This is a genomic window from Leptolyngbya sp. FACHB-711 (genome assembly GCF_014695615.1).
Classification (GTDB): domain Bacteria; phylum Cyanobacteriota; class Cyanobacteriia; order Elainellales; family Elainellaceae; genus Leptolyngbya_A.
In genome coordinates this window covers 1-14,184 of sequence record NZ_JACJOR010000437.1, presented here as the reverse complement: position 1 = coordinate 14,184, position 14,184 = coordinate 1, and the positions used below count along the sequence as shown (strand labels likewise).

Here is a 14,184-nt window from a genome sequence, read left to right as displayed (position 1 = left end):
ACTCAGCAATTGCAGCAGTTGCAACGCCAGACGATTGCGTCTTTAACCGGTTGGGATTACATTCTCAATGCTTTATCTGTAGCAGGTATTTATTGAATTGGTATGAGTTTCCCAGTGCTGGATGAGATGGGTGTGGATCAGGTGAGCGATTGTAGCTTTTGGATCCTGGCTGTGATACGGCGATGAACGCCAATATTCTATTACCAGGCGACAAACTTTCTGTGTGAGAAAGGGCTGTCCGCCTGTCCAATTCAAAATTTCTTGAAGAGCAGCTTGCGGATCTTCGATCGCACCAGTTAATCCCTCAATAAGAATCTTTGCTTCTTCATATTGAAAGCCGTTGAGCGCGATCGCCTGACCAATATTAAAAGGAGTGCGGATTTTATCCTGGATCAAATTAGAAGGAGTGGCGACACCAAGTAGACAAAATGTAAGATTTGTCTTCGCATTACTTTCTCGATCGTTTGCGTAAGAACGAATTAAAGCAAAGAAGTCGTTAATTGCAAATTTTAGGCTGAGAACGCTATCAATTTCATCAATAAAAATGATGACTGGCTGATTTGCAAAATAAAATAAAAGCACATCATCAATAAACGTGCTGAGGAGATGAATGTGCGTTAAAGACGGACGATCGTTCAACCAGGCTTTCAAATTGACTTTGCCAATTAAATTCGCACTGCGCCATAATTCTGAAACGACTCGCTCATACCATTGCTGCGGAGTCAAATGCTCATTTCCCACTTGCGTCATGTCGATTGCAATGCAGCAAACTCCCTCCATTCGCAAACGATGCATCACCCGTACTTGCAAGCTTGACTTGCCCATTTGCCGACAGTTAAACACGTAGCAAAACTGTCCCGCTTTCAAGGCAGCATAGAGTTCTTGGTCTGCCTGTCGCTCAACATAGCTGGGAGCATCAATCCTGAGACTTCCCCCAACCTGATACTCGTAACCCATAGAAACACGAGTGGGATAACGACCTGTACTATTCCACTGTAGATGAGATATAAACGAGTCAGAGAATTTGTGCAGAAGAATGCACAATTTTAGTGGCATTCAAACTCAAATCTATAGAATAACTTTTGAGCAGGCTAAAACAGAATTGTGTTAAAGGATGTCTAATAGAAATCCGGCTAAGCAGTAACACTATAAAATAGGAGCATGGCACGTACACTGACACTGGAAAAACATCTCAGTAGTGAGGAACTCAAAACTCGCTATTAAACCAGCACTGACCCAATTGAATCACGGCGTTGGCACCTGTTATGGCTGGTCTCCCAACATTGGTATCTGCTTGATGCTGCTTCATGTGTTGGAGTGAGTTACTCCTATGCTCGTAAAGTTGTCTATGCGTATAACCGGAACGGAATTCTCTCTGTTGGAAATGGGCAAAAAGGACGGCGGGTACCAAGTCGAGCCTTGTTGAATGCTGAACAAAAAGCTGAACTCGACCACGCCTTACAGTCTCCCCCTGCTGATGGTGGATTATGGAGTGGACCGAAAGTGGCGCAATGGATTGCCCAAAAAACAGGACGTGCTCATGTGCATCCACAACGGGGATGGGATTACTTAAAGAAGTTAAGCTACAGTGGGCAACGTCCTCGTCCTCGTCATGCCCAGGCAGACCAGGAAGCTCAATCTGCTTTCAAAAAAACTTCCCCCAACGAGTCGAGGAATTGAGACAAGCCTATCCCCAGGCTGAAGTAGAAGTGTGGGCATTCGATGAGCACCGATTGGGACTCAAACCGATTCTTCGCAAAGTATGGGCAAAGCGAGGACAACGCCCAATCGCAACCGTGCATCATCGCTATCAATGGCTCTACCTGTATGCGTTCGTTTGTCCTCACAGTGGATTGACCCAGTGGTTTATCCTCCCCAGAGTGAGTGTCGCTTGGTTTAATCGAGCCTTGCAGGAGTTTGCCAAAGCAGTCGGGGCAGGAACCCACAAACAGGTCTTATTGGTGATTGATGGAGCCGGGTGGCATCGAGCTGAAAAGGTGGTTGTGCCACCAGGGATTCATTTGGAATTCCTGCCTCCCTATTCTCCAGAGTTACAACCTGCTGAACATTTATGGCAATTGAGTGATGAACCCTTAGTCAATCGCAAGTTTGAGAGCTTGGATGCACTCGAAGAAACTTTAGCCTCTCGTTGTAACATCCTTGCAGCCATGCCGGAAGTCATTCGTCAGCACACGCTATTTCACTGGTGGAGGCAGGCATAAAATAGTGTTACTTTACTATCCGGATTCCGTATCAACAGTCCGGACAGTTTTAAACTGCTAACGGTAGGATGCAGGTTTCAGCCCTCTTAAAGGGGGCAAATGCCAACGGTAGAATGCGGGTTTCAGCCTCTGCCCCAAAAGTTGTCCGAAGTATTGTGATATGAAAGTCGCTTTTTGCTTTCTTGAAGGTAAAGTGATTGTAGAGCATGAGGGTTACTCTACAAGTTGCCCCAACCGTTTGAGGATGGCAAAAACGCTAATCAAATCGTCCAGTTCTCTAATCCCAAACAGCTTGGAAACCGCGTATCGGGGTAGATTTCCTTTCATGAGTTTGATGAACATGAAGCTGCCACCACTGGTTATCATGCCATAGCAGGATTGGTCAGGATTGGGGCTTGCCAGCATATAAGCCAGGATTTGCGCTAGTCCTGCTTCTACGGAATAGGAGGCGCGTTTGGATTCAACCACCAACACCCACAAACGGTCTTTGAGAACCAGGGTATCGAGACTGCCCGTAATCAGAATGTCCTCTTCTTCGGTTTGAATCTCGATCGACGGTTCCGATCGCACATGAAACGGTGGAAGATAGAAGCCCGCCAAAAAAAGAAGGGGATCGACGACGGACATTCGGATCACGCCTTCCAGGAGAGGCGGATAGTTGAGTAGATTGACAAAGCCATCCCGAATGCGTCTAAGCTGCTCCTTCTCCAGATCGCTGACTTCGGGCAGATTGCCCTGCCATTCCGGGAAGAATGCTCGATCGTCAACGAACTGAATGCCAAAATCGTCGATCAAGGTTCGCAACGTTACGGTCTTCGCCTGGATTATCTGTACCATCGTCTTCTCTTTCCCCAGTTCAATCAGTTTTCCTGACGCAACCCTGTCTGATCCAAGATGCTCTTTTATTTTGATCGGCAATTCAGTTAATGAGGGAAGCGAGCCAGTTTCTGCACAAATGCTGCATGTTCTGGCAATCGCGTTCCTTGTTGCACGACCGCTAACACTTGCTGCAAATCTCCGGATAGCAGAGCCTCGACTGCTAACCACAATCCTGGAAAAACTTGACTTTTGATCATGCCATCTGCGTCTACAGGTAGGCTCAGGTAATCGCCTTCACTCAAATAAAACCAATCTAATTTCCGCTCCAGGACTTGCCAGACGATGTACTCTTGAACGCCAGTCCGTCGGTAAGCAGTTTTCTTCGCGTGAAGATCGATCGCTGCACTACTTGCAGCAATTTCAATCACCAGTTCAGGCGCACCTTCGATATAATCGTCTTCACTCAGCCGTGATTGCCCCCCAAATGCCTCATCAATCAGCAGCACTGCATCCGGTTGCGGTTCGTTATCGAGATCAAGCCGCACTGTTGGCGCATCTCCCGTTAACACACCGGGTGTCACGGCTGCATAGTTTGTCAACCAGCCCATAATCCAGCTATGGGGCTGACCATGACTCCTGAAGCGCAATGCGGCAGGCATATAGACAATTCCTTCAATCAGTTCCGCTTTCTTGAGTTGGGGCATGGCACTGTAGCGTCGCTCAAACTCGAAACGAGTGAGCCGATCGCCATTTTCCAGCGGGGGAATTTTAGAGTCCTGCGTCAGACGGTCCACCATAGGGCAATTCTTAAGGACTGACAGAATTAACTTTCATTCTAGGGCTTACATTTTCTACGTCGCGTCCCCCGATCGTCGATCGAGGATTCCTGTGGAAAGGACGACTAAACCCGCCGATCGTGCTCAATCCCACCGCAGCCTCCGCTTCCCTGTTCACCGTCATGCCGCCTTCAGAATTTTGGGTAGCACTCGGAAGTGCTCTATTGCTAGCGCAGGGAGCGACGGACTGAGGAAGTTAAGCCGACTGTTCAAGCTGCGATCGATCCCACCCGACACTTTGGGATTCTGGAGGATCAAGAGACAGAGCATACGCTTGCCAACCGCTAATATGCCAATTCTGGGTTTCAGAACCAGGGGAAATTAGAGCTTCCAGAGTTTCGAGTCGTGCAGTCAACAGGGTTAAAATTTCTGCTCCGGTTCGGGGCTGCCGCAGGCTTGAAAGGACTTCTCGTTCCACGTTCATGATATGAACACACCGTAGATGCAGGAATGTCCCCACATCCTGGCACTTCTCAAAATTGCTGCCCCAGCAGTTCACGGTATTGGGACTAACTCCCAGAACGTGATGCAGCTCTGCGACACAGGCTTTTCGATAGCCACGATCAAAAGGATAAATCCCCCGCTTTTGCCCGACCCAAATTTGGCAGTAGTCGGCTGACGTGAGCGGCTTTTGGCTCCATCTTTCTAAAATTTCTGAAACACGCACCGGATGGCTCATGGTCAACGTCCTTGTATCGAGTGAAGCAACAAAATTCCTGCCTGTCTCTTGCGATCGACTTAGAAATAGAATCGCCAGGGTTGTCCTAAAAACTGCTAAAGCATGAGAAGCGGAGCCGGACTGCTGGGAACTGACCGAGCAGATTCCTCTTCGACCCTCCGGCAGGGGTAGAAACAATCGCCAAAGGCAGGGAAGTTTTACTTGGCGAGAAGGCGAGAAGCTGGAGGAACCTGGGGTAGTTTAGAGTTCGGAAGCGCAGCCCTAAAGAGTACCGCAACCGAGGTAAGGAAAAAGGCGGCGATGGCGAGCGCAACCGATAACTTCAAGCAGACTGTTGTTGAGGGGGATCGATGGGAATAGATAGTAAGCCCAGCTTTTTTGCCAGCTCCACCCGTGCCGATTCGGTTGCCTGCACCATGCTGCCAATCTCGGCGATCGCAAGTTCTGTCCCCAAGCGAGAGCCTTTTTGCGTCGCGTTCAGCTTCAAGGCATCTTCCAGTGTCCGATCGTTGCTGACAAACTGCTGCAAGGTCGTATTGAGGCTATTAATCGCTTCAGTTAGGCGATCAGTGGAATCAACAACCGTTAGCTGAAGCGGCTGAATTCCCTGAACCGGAAGCGGCACTTCTGAATTTCTAAGCGTGATGCCAGCACATACTTGGGGGTTAGCAGCAGTCTGGGTCTGGGCTTGAGCCGCCTGGTATGCCGCAACCAGTTCTGCGTTTTGCTCCCAGAGTTGGGTTTTCCAGGCTTCAAAGGGCAAGCCTGAAGTCCGGTATTGCCCCATCAGTTCGACACAAAGCGGGCTGTACCGCTCATCCGGCAACTTGAGGTCAGATTCATGGAACCAGGGGCAGGCTTCTTTGACCTTCTGGAACCACTGCTGCACCGATTTGCGCGACACACCGTAATACTCGGCGATCGCTTTGGTGAATTGAGGTTCAACAGGCTGCCATAAGGGAGGTTGGTTCGTACGACCTTCGCGGGAAGTGGCAGGGGAAGTCGCAGCCACCTCGCGTTCAGCTTCGGGGATGGGTGGCAGGTCGGTTTCGGCGGGTGGCAGGTCAGCTTCTTGGGAAAAGGCGATCGAGTCTAGCACCGGTTGAAACGCCGATGAATTCATGTATTGCGTCATATTCTTAGGCTCTTGAAAGAATTCATGCGAAGTGGGGTTTAGTTCTTACCCCAGTTCCTACGAAGCATGGTAACATGATTGCATCAGAATGCACCAAATTGCACCAATAGTTAGCGTAGGGGTTAGAGTATGCTTATGTCAGAACCAGTTGGACAGGAAACAGTGGATCGCATCAGCATTGACATTGAAGGACTTCGAGAGCCTTTAGAGGCTGTTGCCGCTAAAGAAGAGCGCAATCTGAATCAGATGATCCGGTTCCTGTTAAAAGAAGGGCTGGCAAGAACTTCAAGTCGTTCAAACCGCAGCGTAAAAACGTTTAAGCCGGGATGGGTGGAAGAAATAGAGACTGACGAGCTTGCAGCAATGGCGACAGAAATTATTACCGAGCTAGAGCGACGTGCTCAAAACAACAAAGCAAATCTGCCATAGCAAGCTTGTTTACTGAAAGTCTTGTTCTGCGCTCATGCAGCTAATGCGCTTAATTTAGTGATCCGGTAAAGCTTTTGCTTCCGGACAGCAGCATTCTTCCTAACTAATGCAGCCTTAGCCAGTCCCAAGCCTGGTTTTGAAATGCAGAGGGAGCCAAATAGAAAGCGATCGCCCACCGTCCAAAGTTTGCGATCGCCCTCTAAATGTTGTTTATCTAATCACGAATATGGTATCAAAAAATTCCTGGCAAGGTACACCTCTTGCCCCGGATCAGCTTTTTAGTGCTGGTTTTCGCGATGGCATAAATCATCGTGCCCCTCATCCGCAGTTTCAAGACAACACCCACTACCTCAAAGGCTACGCGGAGGGGTGTCGCTCCACTACCGAAAACCCAGAACTGACTGCCTTTTGTCGAATTTCTGACCTTACAACTGCCCTACACTCAGTTCACCGCTGGGAACAGGATCGAGAACGGCTGGGTTTTGGCAAAGTTGCCCTGGGCTACCGCAACCACTACTGGATAATCCTGGTCACGAAAGATCTGCACGACAAAGTTCTTCCCTTCTAAATCAATTTGATTGCAGGCGATCGCCCTTTTCAGTTGGAGAGAGGCGATCGCTCCCTTGTTGTTTGTCCTCTTTTGGAAACCCACCCTTGTTGTGGGTCAACTTTCCTATGCAAAAACTCACTGCCTTCCCCCGTCCGGCTTTTCCTCAAGCGCACTCTGAACCGGAAGAAGTTCTGGGAAATTCGATCGTCCTCGATCTTGACCAATTCCCAGAACTGCAATGGATCTCCCGCTACCTCGTTGCTCTGCACAAGCTCCAGGCTGAACGCGATCGTCTCGCTCAAGACATTCGGGCGATCGAGCAAGAGGGCGACGTGTTCTTTGACCAATGGATTGAACCCTACACGAAGAACAAAAACGGGAAGCAATACACCTACCACCAATTGCGGTGGCTTACAGGCGAGTATAAAAAATCGGGTCAGCCCAAGGTCAAAACCAAGCATCTCTCCCATCAGCAGGTGGGCGAAGTCCGAGCGGCGATCGAGCGGGGACAGCAGGTAAAAGTTCTCCAGGAGCAGCAATCGCTAATTGATGCACAGATAGTTCGTCTCAGGCAGCTTGTGCGGAGTACAGGAAGACGGATGCAACGGTTGAATCAACCTTCTCGTGCAGGGAGGAGATGATCATGATTCATAGAACGTTGGAAGCAAACTCTATTCCCATTCCCCCTCAACTGGCAGGCTTGCTAAAACAAACGCTGGGTAAATCTGGAACGGGGTTTGATGAGAGTGTTTTTTTGCAGCAGTTACATTACTGGACGACCAATTCAGCCGTGTCTGGTTGGATCGTCGATGGCAGCAAATGGATTTACAACTCGCTTAAGTCCTGGCAAGAGCAGTTTCCCTGGATGACGCAGTATAGCTTAAGGAAGGCGATCGCTAATCTGAAAAAGCTTGGGCTGATTCAGACGGCTCAACATTGGATTACTTCTTATAAGCGTGTCATGTTCTATCGGATTAATTACGATCGCTTGTCCGCTTTTACTGGAACCGTATGCGATCTTGTCACACCTCGATGTGCGAACAGTGATCCGACCGATGTGTTGAATGATCGCACAACCAATACAGAGATTTCTTCAGATAATGAACTGGAGTACCTGAAGCGGCAACTTGACCTGTTATATGCTTGAAGAGTTAACGAATTGGAGTTCGCTGGAAATCAGGCTAGATAGAAAGCGATCGCCCACCTCCGTTTTCTGACGGCATGGCGTAACGATGTCATATAAAAAGTCTGCTTGCCTGCACCAATCGATTGACCTGTAGTGAAATTCGGTCAACTTGATCAAGCGCAGCAGTAGGATGAGTCTCCTAAACACTCATGCTAATTTGCGGTTTTCTCCGAGGTCAACAGCACTTAATGAGAGTTATGGTTCTAATGTGTTGTTAGCAGGAATGAAATGAAGATGAATCCTCAAGCAGAAAAAGGTTGGATGGACGCAGATCGCATGACTTTTGTGGGTCTCATCCTCGCTTTTGTGGGTCTTATCGTTGCAATTGCGACACCTGAAATTCGCTGTTTGCTTCATCTACAATCTGAAGCCTGCCCTCCTGCTCATCCGGTTCAGCATCATGTACAACAGGCTTTTCAGGTGCTAAAGCAGAGTTTTCCTCATGGGCTTGTTCATCGGCTGACGCCCTGGTAACAATCTGGAATTTTTTCTTTGGGTAATCTCTGTTGCACTTGAACGATTCAGCCATACCAACTTTTCTCAGGTTTCTCAAGACTGCTGGACGACTGTATTCCGAAAATTAGAAGCTGCTGGAAGCTCCGTCTGATTTAATGAATTTGGCAGGTTCTAAAAAAGATTCATGAGGATTATTGTGATTGGCAGCGGCTTTGGCGGGTTGTCGGCTGCAATTCGGCTACAGGCACAAGGACATCAGGTGACGATCGTGGAGAAACGAGACAAAGCTGGGGGTCGTGCTTCTGTGTTTCAACAGGAGGGCTTTACCTTCGATGCAGGTCCGACGATTATTACCGCGCCCTATCTGATTCATGAGCTGTTTGAGATCAGCAACCGCAAAACCGAGGATTATGTGACGCTGGTGCCGTTAGACCCGTTTTACAACGTCCGGTTTGAAGATGGCTCCGTGTTTCACTACAACGGCGATCGCGATTACCTGCTAGAGCAAATTCGGCAGTTCAATCCAGCCGATGTGGCGGGCTACCATCGCTTTTATCGGGCATCAGAACAGGTGTTTGAGAAGGGGCTACCGATGATGACCCAGCCTTTCAGTCACCTCACTGATATGCTGAAGGTTGCACCCGATATGCTGCAATTACAATCATTCAAGTCCGTGGCGGGCTTTGTGAACCAGTACATCCAGGATGAGCGGCTACGGCAGATTTTCAGCTTTCATCCGTTGTTGATTGGCGGTAATCCCTTCCAAAGCACAGCGGTCTACGCCATGATTCACAAATTGGAGCAGGCGTTTGGGGTCTGGTTTGCAATGGGGGGAACGGGGGCACTGGTCCGAGGATTGGTGCGACTGTTTGAGGAATTGGGGGGAGGATTACGCCTCAATTGTGAAGTCGCGGAGATTTTGATCGATGGTAAGACGAAACGAGCAACAGGAATTGCGTTGAAGAATGGAGAGTTGCTTCAGGCAGAGGCGATTGTGAGTAATGCCGATGTTGCTTCGACTTACCTCAATCTGGTTCCCGCTCAGTTTCGACGCAAGTATCACGACCGTCATCTTGAGCGTTTGCGCTATTCGATGTCGCTGTTTGTTCTGTACTTTGGAACGAATTGCCGATATGAGAAGATGGCGCACCACGAAATTTTAATGGGTCCGCGCTATTGGGAATGGATGGTAGACTTATTCGATCGTAAGCATCTGGCATCCGATTTCTCGCTGTATTTGCATCGTCCGACAGCAACTGATCCGACGCTTGCCCCAGAGGGGTGTGATTGTTGGTATGCCCTGGCTCCTGTCCCCAACCTAGATGGCGCAACCGATTGGCAGGAAAGGACAAAGCCCTACCGAAATGCGATCGTGCAATATTTGGAACAGCACTATCTGCCGGACTTGTCACAGCATATTGTCATAGAGCATGTCATCAACCCACTCTATTTTCGGGACGAACTGAACAGCTACAAAGGAAGTGCATTTTCAGTAGAGCCAACGCTGTTCCAATCGGCATGGTTTCGTCCCCATAATCAGAGCGAGGATGTTGCCAATCTCTACTGTGTGGGAGCGGGAACCCATCCGGGAGCAGGGCTACCAGGGGTGATGAGTTCTGGGAAAATTGCGGCAGAGATGATTGGTAAAGCATAAACCAGAGCCAGAAGGTCAATTTGCATTCCCGTACCCGGTTCGAGCGTGTAAGCTTCCACATTAAACAGGATAGGTATGAATTTGTAGAGTTGGAGTGACAGAGCCTTACCTGATGCGAGTTGCTGGAGGGGGAGGGTTTCGATCGGGGGAACTATCGAATGGTTTCAAATTGAGTAACCCGTTCTGTTAATGCTGGAGCAACGGCTAAGTTGAAAAAGCGAGTTTTTAGATTTAACAGTTACTGGGTTTTATTATGCTTCGTTTCCTCTCATTCTCGAAAATTTCTCAGTTTCATAAGGCTTGTTCGACTGCTTGCCTGAGTCTGGTCATCTCCAGTGGAGCTTGCCCATTTGTTGCTCAATCCGCGGCAATTGCCAGTACACCTGTGGATCGCTCAATTATTGAGCAATCGAACCCTGCTCAAGGAACAACTATTCAACTGCCGCCACAGGTTATCCGGCGAGTCCGACGCGACTTAGTTCAGCGGTTTAATTTGCCCCGACGGGATCTCAGGGTTGTACAGTTTAGCCAGGAAACTTGGTCAGATAGCTGTTTGGGTTTAGCTGCACCCAATGAGCGATGTGCGATGGCAACAGTAGACGGATGGCGCATCGAACTCTCGAATGGGCAGCAGAACTGGGTTTATCGCACCGATCGAAGGGCGCAAGTCATTAAGCTAGAAACTCAGGACACGGCTACCCTACCGCCGCAACTGGTTGATCGGCTATTTGAAACGATCGCCCGTGAAGCCAATGTTCCTGCGAATACGCTCAAAGTCATTGAGTCTCAGCCTCGAACCTGGGACGGCTGCATGGGAATTTTTGTCTCAGGACGCGCCTGCACCAGGATTGCCATTCCTGGCTACCGTGTGATTGTGGAGGGCAATCGCCAGAGCTGGATTTATCACCTGGATCAAGAGGGTACGCGCATCGTGCAAAATGCAACGGCAAGCGGCAGTGGCAGTCAAATCACGCCTTCCTTCATGCCATCCGAGGCAGAGTATCCAGGGTTAACTGAAAACATCGTGTTTCAGATGACAGTATCGGGGGGACTAGGCGGCGGTACAACTCAGACGGTTTTGACTGCCGATGGAACGCTCTATCGCAGAAGCACAGGCATACCGGCTTCTAACGCTGAACCGATGACGAAACGCCTTTCGCAGCAGCAGTTGCAGCAGTTTGAGCAGGTCTTACAGCAGCAGCAGTTTCCCAACCTGAACGGCATGAGATATCTCACCTCTGCTGCCTTGGCAGATTATCCCACCACTGTTGTTCAGGCAATGGGAAGCACGGTCGCGTATATTGATCTCGAACAGGACAGCCTGCCCCAGTCCTTACAAACGATTATTCGGGCATGGAATCAGCTATGACCTGTCTTTGGGGATGAGATCGATATCAGCTAAAGTAAGTGTCGATCGCCAGTATTCCTGTTCTCGTTTCTGGCTTTGGCAGCGCTATGCCTGTAACGTTCAGCAGCAGATCGCGATTTGCTGCAAAGCCAGGGAAGGATCGTTCACGGTCAGATAGGTTCGTCCCTGCCACTGTAAGAAGACCGCTTCGTTTGCCTGCAACTTTTGCTGACCCCGTCGCTTAAAGTTCTTGTCTCGATAAGCGGCGTTTACCGCTCCAGCGAGTGAACTGGCGCTGATCCGACCCGTATAAAACAGCGTAGCAGGGGTTTCACCCACGCCATCATCATTCGTATCAATCAGCAATCGATCGCCCTCTTTCACTTCTAGTCCGTGATCTGATCGAGCGATCTCAAACTAGATTGGCGATAAACCTGCGCCTCGCTGCTGCCTGCGTAGAGATCTGGGACCTGTTGAATCCCGTGGCACCTGAGCAGGTTTTTCCCGTGTTTGAGGAAATCTTGCAGGTGTTAGAACAGCAGGGGCAGTTAAAGAGCTTCCGCTCTGTGTCGGACACCCTGTTGATTGCCTTGGCTAGGGTGATTGAAGCATAGCTGTCATAGAATGCAATTAGGCTAAAACCCTTGCAGGGAGAGGGATTACGAATAGTTTTTTCGTACTAATATTTTTAGTGCATCCCCAATCAACCTCTATTAATTAACCTAACTGCGTTGTCTCAGGCTCTGGATTTGCTCTAATTGCATCTGGTGACAGCAACCCTTTAATCACCCCAAACTTATGCTTTCAGCGACAGACCAACCCCTTACTTTTCCGAGGAGTAGCAATTCTAAGATTATTATTGCTACTCCTCGGAAATACAAACGGTTCAGGCATAATAAGGGTGCTTTCTCGAGCAGGAGCGTATGGGGCGATCGCTCAATGAAAAGTGCTGGGCGTGCAGTCTGCTAACGCCGAATCAGGCACGACAACAGCATGGGTCGCAAGACGGTGATGGCTGCTGGAATGATGCGGTTTGCCACAGTCGGCGATCGTATTATCGTCAGGGTCGCGGCAACCGAGTGCGGCGGCAGCCGCAGGTAGCTGAGATGGTCGTACCGGTACCCATCGTTTTGTTTGTCGTCCTGCACACGTATGTCGAAAAGCCGCGTCAGCCCAACGATGACATTGTGATTCATACGATGTGCGCGGAGTTGTGGGTGGGAGAGAAGCCGACCGCGCTGACACAGCCGCAGCATACTTTTGGGCTGCCACCTAGACTGGTGAAAGACTACGCACGGCAGCTTTTGGAGGCGCTTTACCAGCAGTATGGCAACGGGCGGCGCAGCGGCTTTGAACGTTTTGCGCGGGAGGAACAGCACGCGATCGCACAGTGCCCGATCCGCCCCTGTTCCTATCATGCTGAGCATCTTCTGTTTATTGAAACAGGAGGGTGTGGATGACAGCGACACAATTGGAATTGGAGTTGTGGGATCAGTTGCAACAGGCGCAGCAGATGCCGGAGGCGGTTGACGTGGCGCAACTGTTGGATGAGGTGGAAGCAGCAGCGGCACAACTGCCTGAAACCCAAAAGTTGCAGTTTGCTGGAGATGCTTTGCTTCAGATTGCTGAGCTGTGTGCTGTGCGAGCTGAGGTGCTGATGATCTAGTGGGAAGAGTTAGTCCGTGATCCAATCGTTGAGCAAGGCTTTTTTGCCGATGTGGTGCGACAAGCGATGGCAGTGGATTTGAGCGATTTGATGGAGCTAGCCCGATCGCGTCAGCAAAGAGCAAAGCCGATTGCTAAACCGAAAGAATCGATTGCGGCTCCCGTTGACAAAGCAGCAGTGCTGGCAATGGTTGACCAGCTAGAAGCAGAAGACGAAGCAGCGCAGAAACAGTCTATTTTGGTGATTGCCCATTCAGAAGATGTGGCTAGCTGGACAGCAGCGATTTTAGAGTGGCTACAGACCACCCTACTTTCGGTTTCGATCGCCGAACTCAGTGATAGCTTAGAGATGCCGTGGATAGAGGTATGGTTAGGCGTATTGTTCGGCGGTTTTCAGTTAGAGCAGCGGGGGACGTTTTATGAGGCGCCCATTTGGGTGAAGCGCTCCGGCGACCAGGCAATGACTCTGAGGCAAGATGGACAGCTAGAGGCAGGAAAGTTGGGCTTGGCTGAGTGAGAACTTGCACCGGCAAACTTTGAATCGCAATAATTTAAACTGAGTCTCAAGATCTTAAATTTCTTTGCAAAAATTGTTTTTGAGTAGGTTGAAGTGTGAGCGCGGCTCAAGGATCAAGTGGGCCTCGTACCCCTTTTCCACCCCGAATGAGAACGTAGTAGTAGTCATTGGAAAGCCTTCAGAAAATCCACCCAAAAGCTTAATTTTCTGGATTTTAGCAAGAGATACACTTTAGGAGACTGCTGACAGTTCTTCGTCGGGGAGAGTTTAATGGTCCATCTCGATCAATTGATTGTCACATTGATGCAGGTGGTAATCGAAAATGCAGGAGCCGAAACTGGTACTTTGGTTCTCTTAGAGGAGGATCAACTCACTGTGATGGCTCAATGCAGTGGAAGTAAACAGTGTGACCTAGAAAAGCTTGCTGTTGCTGACTGTGCAACGATTCCTGTCTCCGTCATTCACTTGGTAGAACGCACTCAAGAAACTTTGGCGTTTGATGATGCAGTCAGCGAATCGTCTTTTTCAACTGATCCTTACATTCAAAAGCAACAGACGCGATCGCTCCTCTGTCTACCCATTCTCAATCAAACCCAGTTGATCGGCATCCTTTATCTAGAGAACAATCTTAATGCCGGAGTGTTTACTAGCGATTGCTTACAAGTCCTTAAACTGTTGATGGCTCAGG

Annotated in this window: 18 protein-coding genes and 3 pseudogenes; 13 read left to right on the top strand and 8 right to left on the bottom strand. The window is 49.4% G+C overall.

All coding sequences use genetic code 11. The features are described from left to right. Positions 1 to 72 precede the first annotated feature (72 nt). Positions 73 to 957, bottom strand: coding sequence for an AAA-like domain-containing protein (locus tag H6F80_RS19580; protein ID WP_190793201.1), 885 nt, complete (start codon positions 955 to 957; stop codon positions 73 to 75). Positions 958 to 1,317: 360 nt separating this feature from the next. Here H6F80_RS19580 and H6F80_RS30880 point away from each other — a divergent pair. Both H6F80_RS30880 and H6F80_RS29995 read left to right on the top strand, forming a co-directional pair. Then, positions 1,318 to 1,647: pseudogene (locus H6F80_RS30880) on the top strand (winged helix-turn-helix domain-containing protein); the annotation flags it as partial. Beyond that, positions 1,560 to 2,222, top strand: a complete 663-nt coding sequence (locus tag H6F80_RS29995; RefSeq protein ID WP_242067459.1) for an IS630 family transposase — start codon at positions 1,560 to 1,562, stop codon at positions 2,220 to 2,222. The pseudogene H6F80_RS30880 and the gene H6F80_RS29995, both read left to right, overlap by 88 nt. A gap of 213 nt (positions 2,223 to 2,435) precedes the next feature. Here the strand turns inward: H6F80_RS29995 and H6F80_RS19570 are convergent, their stop codons facing one another. The 5 genes from H6F80_RS19570 to H6F80_RS19550 form a co-directional block, all read right to left on the bottom strand. Continuing rightward, positions 2,436 to 3,059 (bottom strand): restriction endonuclease subunit R, encoded by a 624-nt coding sequence (locus H6F80_RS19570; protein ID WP_190793200.1) that lies wholly within the window; start codon positions 3,057 to 3,059, stop codon positions 2,436 to 2,438. Between the two features lie 86 nt (positions 3,060 to 3,145). Continuing rightward, a complete protein-coding gene (locus H6F80_RS19565; protein WP_190793199.1) occupies positions 3,146 to 3,838 on the bottom strand; it encodes a Uma2 family endonuclease in 693 nt (230 codons plus the stop codon). Between the two features lie 10 nt (positions 3,839 to 3,848). Then, the gene (locus tag H6F80_RS19560) at positions 3,849 to 4,001 is read right to left on the bottom strand and encodes a hypothetical protein (RefSeq protein ID WP_190793198.1); all 153 of its coding nucleotides are present in this window, start codon (positions 3,999 to 4,001) and stop codon (positions 3,849 to 3,851) included. A gap of 72 nt (positions 4,002 to 4,073) precedes the next feature. Next, positions 4,074 to 4,556 (bottom strand): hypothetical protein, encoded by a 483-nt coding sequence (locus H6F80_RS19555; protein ID WP_190793197.1) that lies wholly within the window; start codon positions 4,554 to 4,556, stop codon positions 4,074 to 4,076. 322 nt (positions 4,557 to 4,878) lie between these two features. Continuing rightward, positions 4,879 to 5,691: a hypothetical protein gene (locus H6F80_RS19550; protein ID WP_190793196.1), complete on the bottom strand. Its 813-nt coding sequence runs from the start codon at positions 5,689 to 5,691 to the stop codon at positions 4,879 to 4,881. Between the two features lie 135 nt (positions 5,692 to 5,826). Between H6F80_RS19550 and H6F80_RS19545 the strand changes: the two genes are divergently transcribed. The 4 genes from H6F80_RS19545 to H6F80_RS19530 all read left to right on the top strand — a co-directional run bounded on the left by H6F80_RS19545 (position 5,827) and on the right by H6F80_RS19530 (position 7,817). After that, positions 5,827 to 6,120, top strand: coding sequence for a hypothetical protein (locus H6F80_RS19545; protein WP_190793195.1), 294 nt, complete (start codon positions 5,827 to 5,829; stop codon positions 6,118 to 6,120). A gap of 226 nt (positions 6,121 to 6,346) precedes the next feature. Further along, positions 6,347 to 6,688: a hypothetical protein gene (locus H6F80_RS19540; RefSeq protein ID WP_190793194.1), complete on the top strand. Its 342-nt coding sequence runs from the start codon at positions 6,347 to 6,349 to the stop codon at positions 6,686 to 6,688. Between the two features lie 107 nt (positions 6,689 to 6,795). Next, positions 6,796 to 7,311 carry a hypothetical protein gene (locus H6F80_RS19535; RefSeq protein WP_190793193.1) on the top strand — a complete coding sequence of 172 codons (516 nt, stop codon included), beginning with the start codon at positions 6,796 to 6,798 and terminating at the stop codon, positions 7,309 to 7,311. Between the two features lie 2 nt (positions 7,312 to 7,313). Beyond that, entirely contained in the window at positions 7,314 to 7,817 is a 504-nt protein-coding gene (locus H6F80_RS19530) for a hypothetical protein (protein ID WP_190793192.1), read from the top strand. A 352-nt stretch (positions 7,818 to 8,169) separates the two neighbouring features. Here the strand turns inward: H6F80_RS19530 and H6F80_RS19525 are convergent, their stop codons facing one another. After that, positions 8,170 to 8,385, bottom strand: a complete 216-nt coding sequence (locus H6F80_RS19525; RefSeq protein WP_190793191.1) for a hypothetical protein — start codon at positions 8,383 to 8,385, stop codon at positions 8,170 to 8,172. A gap of 111 nt (positions 8,386 to 8,496) precedes the next feature. Between H6F80_RS19525 and H6F80_RS19520 the strand changes: the two genes are divergently transcribed. After that, positions 8,497 to 9,966 (top strand): phytoene desaturase, encoded by a 1,470-nt coding sequence (locus H6F80_RS19520; protein ID WP_190793190.1) that lies wholly within the window; start codon positions 8,497 to 8,499, stop codon positions 9,964 to 9,966. A gap of 385 nt (positions 9,967 to 10,351) precedes the next feature. Next, a complete protein-coding gene (locus H6F80_RS19515) occupies positions 10,352 to 11,335 on the top strand; it encodes a DUF8738 domain-containing protein (RefSeq protein ID WP_190793189.1) in 984 nt (327 codons plus the stop codon). A gap of 25 nt (positions 11,336 to 11,360) precedes the next feature. Here H6F80_RS19515 and H6F80_RS31410 read toward each other — a convergent pair. Further along, positions 11,361 to 11,482: pseudogene (locus H6F80_RS31410) on the bottom strand (bluetail domain-containing putative surface protein). Positions 11,483 to 11,772: 290 nt separating this feature from the next. Between H6F80_RS31410 and H6F80_RS29990 the strand changes: the two are divergent. From H6F80_RS29990 to H6F80_RS19485, 5 genes and pseudogenes are all read left to right on the top strand, one after another. After that, positions 11,773 to 11,907 (top strand): annotated as a pseudogene (locus H6F80_RS29990) (ISNCY-like element ISAtsp9 family transposase); the annotation flags it as partial. A 330-nt stretch (positions 11,908 to 12,237) separates the two neighbouring features. Beyond that, positions 12,238 to 12,774 carry a hypothetical protein gene (locus H6F80_RS19500; RefSeq protein ID WP_190793186.1) on the top strand — a complete coding sequence of 179 codons (537 nt, stop codon included), beginning with the start codon at positions 12,238 to 12,240 and terminating at the stop codon, positions 12,772 to 12,774. After that, positions 12,771 to 12,980 carry a hypothetical protein gene (locus tag H6F80_RS19495; RefSeq protein WP_190793185.1) on the top strand — a complete coding sequence of 70 codons (210 nt, stop codon included), beginning with the start codon at positions 12,771 to 12,773 and terminating at the stop codon, positions 12,978 to 12,980. Before H6F80_RS19500 ends, H6F80_RS19495 begins: the two co-directional genes overlap by 4 nt. Before the next feature lie 51 nt (positions 12,981 to 13,031). Beyond that, positions 13,032 to 13,496, top strand: a complete 465-nt coding sequence (locus H6F80_RS19490; RefSeq protein ID WP_190793184.1) for a hypothetical protein — start codon at positions 13,032 to 13,034, stop codon at positions 13,494 to 13,496. Between the two features lie 270 nt (positions 13,497 to 13,766). Next, the coding region (locus tag H6F80_RS19485; protein WP_190793183.1) for a GAF domain-containing protein at positions 13,767 to 14,184 on the top strand (418 nt) is incomplete at its 3' end.

Bases quoted from the DNA above. Each gene is read 5' to 3' on its own strand.
- H6F80_RS19580 (WP_190793201.1), bottom strand. From the start codon at position 957: ATGGGTTACGAGTATCAGGTTGGGGGAAGTCTCAGGATTGATGCTCCC.
- H6F80_RS29995 (WP_242067459.1), top strand. From the start codon at position 1,560: ATGGGATTACTTAAAGAAGTTAAGCTACAGTGGGCAACGTCCTCGTCC.
- H6F80_RS19570 (WP_190793200.1), bottom strand. From the start codon at position 3,059: ATGGTACAGATAATCCAGGCGAAGACCGTAACGTTGCGAACCTTGATC.
- H6F80_RS19565 (WP_190793199.1), bottom strand. From the start codon at position 3,838: ATGGTGGACCGTCTGACGCAGGACTCTAAAATTCCCCCGCTGGAAAAT.
- H6F80_RS19560 (WP_190793198.1), bottom strand. From the start codon at position 4,001: ATGACGGTGAACAGGGAAGCGGAGGCTGCGGTGGGATTGAGCACGATC.
- H6F80_RS19555 (WP_190793197.1), bottom strand. From the start codon at position 4,556: ATGAGCCATCCGGTGCGTGTTTCAGAAATTTTAGAAAGATGGAGCCAA.
- H6F80_RS19550 (WP_190793196.1), bottom strand. From the start codon at position 5,691: ATGACGCAATACATGAATTCATCGGCGTTTCAACCGGTGCTAGACTCG.
- H6F80_RS19545 (WP_190793195.1), top strand. From the start codon at position 5,827: ATGTCAGAACCAGTTGGACAGGAAACAGTGGATCGCATCAGCATTGAC.
- H6F80_RS19540 (WP_190793194.1), top strand. From the start codon at position 6,347: ATGGTATCAAAAAATTCCTGGCAAGGTACACCTCTTGCCCCGGATCAG.
- H6F80_RS19535 (WP_190793193.1), top strand. From the start codon at position 6,796: ATGCAAAAACTCACTGCCTTCCCCCGTCCGGCTTTTCCTCAAGCGCAC.
- H6F80_RS19530 (WP_190793192.1), top strand. From the start codon at position 7,314: ATGATTCATAGAACGTTGGAAGCAAACTCTATTCCCATTCCCCCTCAA.
- H6F80_RS19525 (WP_190793191.1), bottom strand. From the start codon at position 8,385: ATGGCTGAATCGTTCAAGTGCAACAGAGATTACCCAAAGAAAAAATTC.
- H6F80_RS19520 (WP_190793190.1), top strand. From the start codon at position 8,497: ATGAGGATTATTGTGATTGGCAGCGGCTTTGGCGGGTTGTCGGCTGCA.
- H6F80_RS19500 (WP_190793186.1), top strand. From the start codon at position 12,238: ATGGGGCGATCGCTCAATGAAAAGTGCTGGGCGTGCAGTCTGCTAACG.
- H6F80_RS19495 (WP_190793185.1), top strand. From the start codon at position 12,771: ATGACAGCGACACAATTGGAATTGGAGTTGTGGGATCAGTTGCAACAG.